General features: G+C 30.7%; 11 protein-coding genes. 5 read left to right on the top strand and 6 right to left on the bottom strand.

All coding sequences use genetic code 11. The annotated features are described in order from the left end of the window. The first annotated feature begins 3 nt into the window (after positions 1 to 3). From CHB81_RS21875 to CHB81_RS21840, 5 genes are all read left to right on the top strand, one after another. Positions 4 to 837: an ankyrin repeat domain-containing protein gene (locus CHB81_RS21875; RefSeq protein WP_141130440.1), complete on the top strand. Its 834-nt coding sequence runs from the start codon at positions 4 to 6 to the stop codon at positions 835 to 837. A gap of 186 nt (positions 838 to 1023) precedes the next feature. Continuing rightward, complete coding sequence (locus tag CHB81_RS21870) at positions 1024 to 1872, top strand: RHS repeat domain-containing protein (protein ID WP_176427569.1); 849 nt, start codon at positions 1024 to 1026, stop codon at positions 1870 to 1872. 578 nt (positions 1873 to 2450) lie between these two features. Further along, on the top strand, positions 2451 to 2924 hold the full coding sequence (locus CHB81_RS21855) for a hypothetical protein (protein ID WP_089353957.1): 474 nt from the start codon (positions 2451 to 2453) through the stop codon (positions 2922 to 2924). A gap of 548 nt (positions 2925 to 3472) precedes the next feature. Beyond that, entirely contained in the window at positions 3473 to 4117 is a 645-nt protein-coding gene (locus tag CHB81_RS21845; RefSeq protein WP_089353955.1) for a hypothetical protein, read from the top strand. Positions 4118 to 4324: 207 nt separating this feature from the next. Next, entirely contained in the window at positions 4325 to 4930 is a 606-nt protein-coding gene (locus CHB81_RS21840) for a M15 family metallopeptidase (RefSeq protein WP_254921235.1), read from the top strand. On the opposite strand, the gene CHB81_RS21835 is transcribed toward CHB81_RS21840, so the two are convergent. The 6 genes from CHB81_RS21835 to CHB81_RS21810 all read right to left on the bottom strand — a co-directional run bounded on the left by CHB81_RS21835 (position 4931) and on the right by CHB81_RS21810 (position 10293). Further along, complete coding sequence (locus CHB81_RS21835) at positions 4931 to 5497, bottom strand: hypothetical protein (protein ID WP_089353953.1); 567 nt, start codon at positions 5495 to 5497, stop codon at positions 4931 to 4933. A gap of 2 nt (positions 5498 to 5499) precedes the next feature. Continuing rightward, complete coding sequence (locus CHB81_RS21830) at positions 5500 to 6681, bottom strand: SAM-dependent methyltransferase (protein WP_089353952.1); 1182 nt, start codon at positions 6679 to 6681, stop codon at positions 5500 to 5502. A 4-nt stretch (positions 6682 to 6685) separates the two neighbouring features. Further along, complete coding sequence (locus tag CHB81_RS21825; protein ID WP_089353951.1) at positions 6686 to 7777, bottom strand: AI-2E family transporter; 1092 nt, start codon at positions 7775 to 7777, stop codon at positions 6686 to 6688. Between the two features lie 112 nt (positions 7778 to 7889). After that, entirely contained in the window at positions 7890 to 8840 is a 951-nt protein-coding gene (locus CHB81_RS21820) for a zinc metalloprotease (RefSeq protein WP_089353950.1), read from the bottom strand. Between the two features lie 306 nt (positions 8841 to 9146). Next, positions 9147 to 9644 (bottom strand): TrmH family RNA methyltransferase, encoded by a 498-nt coding sequence (locus tag CHB81_RS21815; protein WP_089353949.1) that lies wholly within the window; start codon positions 9642 to 9644, stop codon positions 9147 to 9149. A 10-nt stretch (positions 9645 to 9654) separates the two neighbouring features. Further along, positions 9655 to 10293 (bottom strand): DUF4159 domain-containing protein, encoded by a 639-nt coding sequence (locus CHB81_RS21810; RefSeq protein ID WP_089353948.1) that lies wholly within the window; start codon positions 10291 to 10293, stop codon positions 9655 to 9657. Positions 10294 to 10304 lie beyond the last annotated feature (11 nt).

Below are 10304 nucleotides of genomic sequence, written 5' to 3'. Positions count from 1 at the left end.
ACTATGAAAAGTTATTTTAAGCTTGTCATTTTTGCAATTAGTATGTTAGTAGTAGGTTGTAAACAAGAAAATAGAAATGTTACATTTTTTAAAGATACAAAAGCTTATGATTTGGCTAAAGCTGTTGAAAAAGAAGATTTAGATAAAATAGAAAGCATAGTTCAAAACGATAAAAAATTATTGGAAGTAATCGATCCTGTTTCAGGTTCTAATGTTTTAAGTTTAGCATTGACACTTGAAAATTTTGAATCCTTTAAGAAATTATTGGAATTAAAAGCTAATCCAAATTTCATCAATCCTCTTACTAAGCGAAGTATTCTAATAGATGCTTGTACTTTTTATAATAAACCGGAACCTTACACTATTGATTTAAGATATATTAGATTATTATTAGAGAAAGGAGCTAATCCAAATTATATTTTAGAAAATGATTTTACAGATAAAGAAGGGAACTATCACATGGCAACTTCTGCACTTCATGAAGCTAGTGCATTAGACTTAGGAATGGTTAAAATCTTAATAAAGGCTGGAGCGAATCCTTATAAAAAACTGGAACAAAATCAAAGTACTCCTTTTTCAAGTGCTTTAAAAGGATTTAAAAATAAATTCGAGATAACAAATTACTATATTGATAGTTTAAATGTTGATTTAAAAGAGCCATTAGGAATTGTTAATAGACAACCTTCTAATGAATTGGTCGAGTTTTATATACAAGATTATATAAATAAATTTTTTTCTTATGAAAAAGGAACTGAGGGATATCAAAAGACTCAAAAACTTATTGAAAAGCTTAAGAATAAAGGAGTGAATTTTAATAATTATGAATATAAAATGTAAATAATTCTTTGATATGTAATCTAGTTGGTGCGAGCATCTTGCTCTTGAACGCAGTTAATCGAAAAAGAATAAAAAAAAGTAAAAGCCTCACTGAGAAGCGAGGTTTTTTTATGCCTCTAAGATTGTCCGAATAATTTAGGAAGTACTTCGTATATAACGAACAAAAATGGTTCTATATCGCAACACGTGGAGTATATTGCTTTTGGAGAGGTTTTGTTTGAGGAGCATAGTTCATCGTTTAGTTCGCCTTATTTGTTTAATGGCAAAGAATTGGATAGAGAGACGAATTTGAGTTATTATGGGGCTAGGTATTTAGATATGAAGACTTCGCTTTGGTTAAGTGGGGATAAATACAGCGAAAATGACCTAAGTATTGGTAGTTATGTGTATTCGTTTAACAACCCAATACGATTTGTTGATCCTGATGGAAATTGGCCTGATTTACCAAGTTGGAAGGATGTTAAAAAGTCTTATAATGAAGCTAAAAGATCTACTTCAAATTATATCTCATTTCAAAGAGAAAAAATTAAAGGAGATTTAAAAAATATAAAGCGAGAACTTTATAATGGTAAAGGATGGGATGATACGGTAAAAGATGTTAAAAAAATAGGAAGTAATATTCAAAAGTGGACAAAAGATAATAAAAAAGGTCTATTAGATATTGCTAAAGTACTGCAAAAAACGGGTGATGCTACCACAACAACAGGGCTGGTAGGTGCTGCCGCTGGTGCTCCTTTTGCTGGGGTTGGTGCTGCGCCAGGATTAGCTGTGGCAACCGTAGGTGGATACGTTAGTACTGCTGGTTCAGTTTTAGAAATAGGAGTAAAATTTATTACTGAGGATGAGGAAGCTGTAGGAGATGCCGGAGCTTTTGTTGCTGGTGAATTGGCTGGTTTTGCTATAAATAAAGTTTTACCTGGAACAAAAGGTGAAGTAAAACAAGAAATAAAAGAGGCAGTAAAAGCAGGAAGAGAGATTATAAAAAATGAAACAAATAATAAAACAAAAGAAATAATTAAAGAAGAAAGGAAATAAATTATGAACTATAAATTTTTATTGTATAGTATTTTACTAGCTGTAATTGCATTTGCTATTTATAAATATCAAAGATGGTGGCTTAATGGTATAAAAAATAACAATCCTGATACTTATTATAAGCCAAGTATCAAATTAGATGTTTTTAAAAGTTGGTTAATCATAATTGGTTTTGCAATAGCATCTATAATATATTTTTTTAAAGCGATAGGATAATTTTAAAAAAAATTATGATGATGTATGAAAAATTTAGGTGGATTTTAGCACCTGCAGTATTTATTTTTATTGGTTTGATAATGAAATTTTCAAATAATGAAAAACAGTTTGGTTTAATTTTAAAGTATAATAAGTATTGGTTACTTTTAATAATAGGTGGTGTTCTACTATTAGGAGTCAGATTATATATGTTTTTGAAATAAATAAGATAAATTAAAGTAATACTAATAGACAACCTCGTAGAAATGTGAGGTTATTTATCTGTTTAAGATTGTCTTCTTTTGATACAAACAAAGTGTTAAAATACTCTTTTAATTTGTGTTATAATATAAATTTGAAAAGCTAAAAACATGAAAACCTCCATGAGAAATAAAAAAATAAAGAAATATGGATTTTTATTAATATTAGCAGTTTTACTTTCTTCTTGTAAAATAACGGATCATGAATTTTATTTTGATATTAAACAACAGGCAATAAAAAGTTGTGATAATGTAGGAATATTGAAATTAATGATTAAGAATGATTCTATTAAGCTAGGTGGTTTTTTGTATGAAGATGGAAAGTTTTTAGTATGGAAAGGTGATCCAGGTTTGGCTCCGGATGAATTCTCATTTATTAATGTTAATAAAGATTTTCATTATTTTGAGGGTAAGTCAGCAAGAGATTTTAAATTTAAGTCAAATTGTAAATATACGATCGAGAACTCTGGAGGAGGAAATCCTTCTTTTAAAATAAGAATTTGGACTGATTCTGTGGGAAAAGTATATAAGACCACTCATCCTACATGTGGTTTAAAAAGTTTAGAAGAAGATGGATATGTAAATGTACCGAAGTAGGTCTTTTGTTTAAAATATATCTGCAAATTAATAATTATGATATTATATAGAACTAATGTCGGTTCCAGAATATTTACAGAAGTTTCAAAATAAAAAAAACATGAGTGATAATCAATTATTATATTTCAGTTCTATTTTGTGTTTTATATTAATACTTTTTTTAAGTAAACCCAATAAATATTTTTTTTTAATAAATATTGGAATATTCGTTTTATATAGTAGCTTTCTATATTATAAACTTTTGTGTCAAAGTAATGAAGGCTCAGCTTTACTATGGTTTTTTTATTTGGAAGTTATTACTGTAATACAAATTCTATTAATTGGAATCTATTTACTTATTAAATTTTTTAAATGATAGCCAGCTGCAACCCTGCTGCTCCAACACGAATCTTTTCTTGTGGCAATAGCTGTATAGTAAAGTGTTCATACTATAAAATACGCTTCGAAAAGCACATCAAAAAAAAATAGAATAAATATAAAACTTGAAGTGTTATTGTTTGTTTTGCAAGATTTATTTATACTACATTTACTGTTAATATATTTAAACAATGAAGAAAATAATTTTAGTTGTAATAGCTTTTTTATTTGCAACTGTTGGACATGCCAAATACAATAAAGCAGTTTTGTATATGGAAGACGGATCAATCAAAAAAGGTCTTGCTGAGATGGTAGAAAGTGATGATTCTAAAGTGCATTTCAAAACAGATGAAGAAGCTAAAAAAGAAAAAATTGCAAGTACAGATATCAAAAAAATCGAGTATCTATCATCTGAGAATACTAAGTATATAGCTGAAAGATTGTATGCAACAACAGCCAATCTTTTGACCGGTAAATTTTCGAAATCTAAAAAAAAGCTGTGGTTTTATATTATTTATGACAAAGATGTAAAAATTGGCGGTATCAGTGCCGAAGGCAGCAGAAGACCAAATGCTGGCGGAACAAGTACTGTAGTTACTTTTGCCAATACAGCCTATTATTTTGGTAAAAAAAATAGTGACGCACTGGTTTTTGGTAATGCAACGACAGCATCAATGGGTTTCGCTATAGGAACAGATTCGTTAATTAGAAAAATGTCCAAAGAAGCTTTTGCAGATTGTCCTAAATTGATTGATGCAATTGCAAAAGAAAATTTCAAAAACGGAGATGTTTTGAATCAATTGAAAACACTTTTCGAAAAATATAAATGTAAATAAATATCTTAAAAACAGATAAAACAAAACCCATTCAATTTGAATGGGTTTTGTTTTTGAATACTGGTAAATTTGGTAATTGGCAAGACCAATTTGTTATTAAAATATTAAATAAGAGATTGATTTTTTTTATGTAATTTCATTTCTCAAATTATATGACCCATGAATCAAATAATCAAAACTATTTTTTGTGCAGGATTTCTTTTTTGGATGACTTTCTCTAACGCGCAAAACGAAGTTCACACGGCTGAGGTAAAGCAAGAAATTGCCGATACTACTTTTGTAAATTTAAAAGATTACAGTCAGGATTTTGTTTATGATATGAAGTATGCAACCGAAGATAATTTTCTGAAAGCTAAGGTTTATGATTGTGCCGAATGTATGTTGCGTTATAAGACGGTACAAGCCCTAATTGCGGCCAATAAAGAATTTATGAAGCATGGCTGTAAAATAAAACTATTTGATTGTTACCGACCTTTGTCTATTCAGAAAAAAATGTGGGAGATTGTTTCGAATCCGGAGTATGTTGCGGATCCAAAAAAAGGCTCCATCCACAATAGAGGAGGAGCCGTAGATATTACTTTAGTAAATGCTAAAGGAGAGGAACTTGAAATGGGAACTCCTTTTGATTTTTTTGGTATTCAGGCGAGTCATAATTATAAAAAATTTCCGGTATCGGTGCGTGCAAACAGAAAGTATCTTAAAAGCGTAATGATACAAAGTGGTTTTAACTCATTTGACTCTGAATGGTGGCATTATAATTTAAAAACAGGATTGAAGGATAATGTTTCGAATCAAAAATGGGATTGTAATTAATTATTCAACACATCTGATGTTGTCTATAAAATAGGTATTCGGATGATATACTTTACCAGTTAATTCAGATGTTAAATCAGCTTTTACGATATAATCTTCAACATCTGTCAGGTATTTTATTCTCATAATAGAAACCGGAGATTTCTTTAATTCCTCATAATTATCTTTCATGAACATAAAGTATCCTGTGTTTACGCGGTTATCATAACCTTTGTCATCATGAATAAGAGTTCCGCAATTCTCCTGATTAACGTGAAGTAAAGTGACAATTTTACCGTTTTCTAATTGTAAAAATACTTTTGAGTTTTTGTCAAAGCAGTTCGCTTTTATAAAGTCTTTGCTTTTTTGAATTAATTGCAGGTTTAGGGTTGGTAAGCCATCAGTTTGAGCCAATGAAAAGAAAACATAACTGAATGTTCCTCCAAAGTTTTTTTCACTGATTAGGTATTCGTTAGTTATTTTATAAGTACCAATAGAATCGGTAACGTTAGCACTGTATTCACATGGTTTTTGGGCAAATGCAGTAAAGGTTAATAGAAAAAAAGTTAGTGTAATTAGTTGTTTCATTGTTAAATTATTTTTCTGCAAATTAAAACTATTTTGTTATCATTTTTATCTGTTGTAAAAAAACAATAAAGATTTCCACCATTTTTTATTTTCCATTTTTTCCTGATGTTTTCTACCGTGTCCGGAAAGTTTCGTGTAGTAAGGTTTGCCTGCTGATTTGCGAGTTCTGTTTTCATCTCATTTTTGCTGTACGGAATGACTTTTTGAATTTCAAAAGTTCTTCCCGGAAAATCAATTAATTCATCCGAAGTGTATAAATGAGAATGTTTGTGCAATTTATTAATGTCAAAAATAGCGCTCACTTCATCAAAACCGCCAGATTTCATAATAGCTGAGTTAGGTTCGTAAACATACTTTTGTGGTAAATGGTAAGAAGCAAAATGAGAATCAGAACCTAAGATAAATCCGAAAGCTTCTGTTTTATCTTTTAATATATTGGCAGTTTTAATCGTGATTTCGCCTTGGTAATGATTGTGAATTTCAAAAAGCAATTCCTTTACTTCATTTTCAAGAGCAATAATATGTATGTTTTTAACGAATTTAAGTTCAGATAAACCAGCAGAAATATCCAGCAAAGGAGCCGTTTTTATTAAAAAGGAATCTGTTTTTTCGAAATAAAAATCTAAAGATTCCGGTACATTCGGTAAACAGTCTTTCAGCATAAAAACTTTGCCTTTGGCATCATTTCTGCGGGAAGGATCAATGTAAATCCAATCCCATTTTTGGTTTGACTCTTTTAGAACATTTGCTGAGTCATTGGCATAACAAACACAATTCTTGACTTTAAGCTGTTTAAAATTATGTTTTACAATTGCAGATAAATCTTCGTTTATTTCGCAATGTGCAATGCTTTTAAACTTTTTAGAAAAGTAATAATCATCAACACCAAAACCTCCCGTAAGATCAATTAAAGTTTCTCCTGAAATTAAAGAGGCTTTATAAGCAGCTGTTTTTTCAGATGAGGTTTGTTCAACCGATATTTTACTTGGATAAATAATATTATCGGTAGCAAACCAAGTTGGCAATTTGTCTTTTGCTTTTGATTTTGCTTCAATTTGATTTAAAATCAAAATCCATTCAACCTCAGGAAACGGATTCTTCTGAAGGGCTAATTTTGCAATCGGGGCACCGCTATTTTGAGTTATAAAATCCTGAATATTTTGGCTTAAAATAGAAGTGTTCAATGTTTTAAATTCTTTCGGTTAATACGGAGACAATTTTGTTTTCAGGGAAAAACTCTTTCAGGATTACTTTCAGCATTGTAAATACAGGAATTGCAATAATCATTCCGACGATTCCAAAAGTAATTCCGCTGATTAAAGTAATCAGGAATATTTCCAGCGGGTGCGAATTTACACTTTTTGATGAAATTATTGGCTGACTAATATTATTATCAATAGCCTGAACCAGTAAAAAGCCAATAATTACATATATTGTTGTTGGAAGAATTTCGGTTCTGAAATCACTGCCTATTAAACTAATCATGGTTAAAATTCCAGCTAATATCGTTCCGATAATTGGACCTATATAAGGTATAATGTTTAGAATCGCACAAAGAAAAGCAATTACAAAGGCGTTTTTATTTCCAAAAATTATCAAAACAATAAAATAGAGAATAAATACGACGGTTAATTGAAGCAATAACCCAATGAAATAGCGCGTTAAAAAATGGTTTATTTTAGTAATTGAGTTCAAAATTTTATCCTCATTGGTATCCGGAAGAATTTTTCTGGCACTTATTTTAAAAGCATCCTGATCCTTAATAAAGAAAAAAGTAATAAAAAAGACAGAAACCAATCCCATTCCCATATCGGCCATAAAGCCTAAAATAGAATTTAGAAAAGCTGTAAAATAACTAAAATCGAGTAAAGAAGTTACTTTTGGATTCTTTAAAACTTTATCAAAATCGATGTGCTGAATATTAAAATAAGTCTCTATACTTTTTTCACTTTGAATAAATTCCTGCTGTAAATGATTTGTATCTAATAATGACAAATTATTGGCTTGCGAAATAATTAGCGGAACAAATAATAGAATAAAACCGGTGATTGCCAGAATAAAAATAATCAAAGTAGTTGTTGCGGCGAGAGAATTGCCGAATTTTAATTTATTTTTCAAAAACTGAACTAACGGATTGGCAATTAAACATAATATAAGAGAGATACAGAGATAGACAATTACGGTTTGTATTTCGTATAAAAAGTATAGGGCCAGAGCAATAACTAAGATTGTTGCCAAAGCTCTTAAGATTCCGTTAGAAATAATTTTTGATGTTATCATGTTTCGATTTTAGATTATAAATATAGGGAAAAGCTTTTAAAATTTTCATTGAAACAAAAAAAAGCGAGATGTATACATCTCGCTTTTAAGTTTGCTATTTTGAGTTTCTTTTTTAGATTCCAAAAGCAGCTCTTGGTCCTCCTGAAAGGAAAATTGCAGCCATTCTGCTTTTTTGACCATTTGAGAACATGTACATTGCGTTATCGTCAACATAATCCATGTAATTCATTGTCATTTCTACAGGAGTTCCTGCACAAGTACTGTAATGAGGGTAAGCAGGTACACCATAGTTTTCCTCATTGTGAGTTGGAGTATCAGATACTAAATCGCTTCCGCAAGTTGCATCTCCCCAGATGTGACGTAAATTCATCCAGTGACCTACTTCGTGAGTAGCAGTTCTTCCTAAATTGTAAGGAGCAGCACCAGCACCAGATAAACCAAAATATTTAGAATCAATTACAACACCGTCAGTTGCAGAAGCACCTCCAGGAAATTGTGCATATCCTAAAATTCCACCACCAATAGTACAAGCCCATAGGTTTAGTTTTGTAGTTGGCGAAGTTGGAGCCAAACCACCTTTTGATGTTTTTTTCATGGCATCAGCTGTTCCCCATGAAGTTTTTGTAGTCGATTTTCTGATGATTTGGTCTAAAACAAATGTAATTCCAACATTCGCTTTAACGCCAGAAAAAAGAGCAGGTACGCTGTTAAAATCTGAATTTAATGCATTAAAATCTTTATTAAGGACATCAATTTGAGATTGAATTTGAGCATCAGAAATGTTTTCAGTAGCAGTTCTGTACAATACATTTACTACAACCGGAATTTCGACTTTGCCATTTACAAGTCTACCAGTTAACATCTTTTTTTCTGTAAATGCTTCAATTTCATTCATTCTGATCGCTAACATTGGATCAGCTTTTAATTGTGCCTCTAATACTTCTTGTGTGGCGCATCCACGACGAGCTGTAGCGCTTGCTTCTGAGCCAGCTGCTTCAGATTGGTCATTTTGGCAAGAAAACAGCACTAATGCTGTGAATGCGGTAATAAGAACTTTTTTCATAATAATTTGGATTTTTGTTATAAAAAATTAAATTTGGTTAATTATGTGACAATTTTATAACAAAAAGATATTGTACCAAAATTTTTTTACTAAATTATTTTTAGGAAATTTTACAAACCCTTGTATAATCTAGTTCCTACAAAAAAGTTAAAGTTTTTTTTAAGATGTTTTTTCTTACTTATTGTTTTTGAGCGCACTTTAACGATGTTATTTGTCTTTAATCGAGAGTTTTGAATATTTCTGTTAAATACTATCCAGAATCGGTTTAGATTTTAGTTAATTGTTTTGTAATATTTTAACAAAAACTCAGAAAGCAGTAATCTCGTACAATGCTATACTTGCAGCTTGTACAACATTCATACTTGAGTTTTTTCCGAACATATTTATGTGTACAATTTGGTTCGAAATTTTTAGAAGTTCATCAGAAATTCCATCAATTTCACTTCCTATTAAAAGTGCAATTTTTTGGTTATCAGGAATAACAACTTCTTTTAGTGGTTTACTATTACTTGCAATTTCCAAAGCAATAATTTCAAAGTTGTTTTGAAGTAAGTAATCAACAAGCTCGCTCGTTTCTTCGATTACTATATGAGGCACGTGAAGATGTGTGCTTCTTGAAGTTTTGTTTATTTTACGGGGCGTGAGTGGAATATCTTTTCCTAGAAAGATGATATTTTCAACCCCAAAAGCTTCAGCAATTCTAAAAAGAGAACCAATATTTTGTTGAAAATAAATGTGATCACAAACTAATGTTATCGGAAATGTTTTTCGTTCAAATTGATTTTCTTCGTGAGTAAGCTGCACTTTCTAAAGTTTAATTGGTAAAAATATAATTGATAATATTGGCGCCCATTTTTAAGGCTTTTTCTCTAACTGCCAGCGGATCATTATGCACTTCGGCATCTTCCCATCCGTCACCTAAATCGCATTCATAAGTATATAATAAAACAAGTTTATTGTCTACAAATATCCCAAAAGCCTGCGCTCGGGTTCCGTCATGCTCATGAATTTTTGGTAATCCGTTTGGAAAAGGAAACGGTTTTTGAAAAATTGGGTGATTTGCCGGAAGTTCTACCAGATTATTATTTGGGAATATCTTTTTGATTTCTTTTCGGATATATTGATCCATACCATAATTGTCATCAATATGAAGAAATCCACCACCATATAAGTAATTTCTAAGATTGCTTACATCAGAATCGCTAAAAACTACATTTCCGTGTCCCGTCATATGCACAAAAGGATACGAAAGTAAATCCGGATTACTGGGCTCCACTGTAGATGGTTTTGGTTTTATGCGGGTATTAATATTGGCATTACAAAACTTAATCAAATTAGGTAAAGATGTTGGATTTGCATACCAATCGCCACCGCCACTGTATTTTAACAAAGCAATTTCCTGCGAAAATGCAGATACGGAAACCAATAAAAACAAAAGAAATATTTTTTTCATATAATTTTATT

Origin of the sequence: Flavobacterium sp. ov086, from assembly GCF_900187965.1 — a bacterium.
Classification (GTDB): domain Bacteria; phylum Bacteroidota; class Bacteroidia; order Flavobacteriales; family Flavobacteriaceae; genus Flavobacterium.
This window is presented reverse-complemented; position numbering and strand designations above follow the sequence as displayed.

Coding starts and splice junctions, on each gene's coding strand:
- CHB81_RS21875 (WP_141130440.1), top strand. CDS start 4: ATGAAAAGTTATTTTAAGCTTGTCATTTTTGCAATTAGTATGTTAGTA.
- CHB81_RS21855 (WP_089353957.1), top strand. CDS start 2,451: ATGAGAAATAAAAAAATAAAGAAATATGGATTTTTATTAATATTAGCA.
- CHB81_RS21845 (WP_089353955.1), top strand. CDS start 3,473: ATGAAGAAAATAATTTTAGTTGTAATAGCTTTTTTATTTGCAACTGTT.
- CHB81_RS21840 (WP_254921235.1), top strand. CDS start 4,325: ATGACTTTCTCTAACGCGCAAAACGAAGTTCACACGGCTGAGGTAAAG.
- CHB81_RS21835 (WP_089353953.1), bottom strand. CDS start 5,497: ATGAAACAACTAATTACACTAACTTTTTTTCTATTAACCTTTACTGCA.
- CHB81_RS21825 (WP_089353951.1), bottom strand. CDS start 7,777: ATGATAACATCAAAAATTATTTCTAACGGAATCTTAAGAGCTTTGGCA.
- CHB81_RS21820 (WP_089353950.1), bottom strand. CDS start 8,840: ATGAAAAAAGTTCTTATTACCGCATTCACAGCATTAGTGCTGTTTTCT.
- CHB81_RS21810 (WP_089353948.1), bottom strand. CDS start 10,293: ATGAAAAAAATATTTCTTTTGTTTTTATTGGTTTCCGTATCTGCATTT.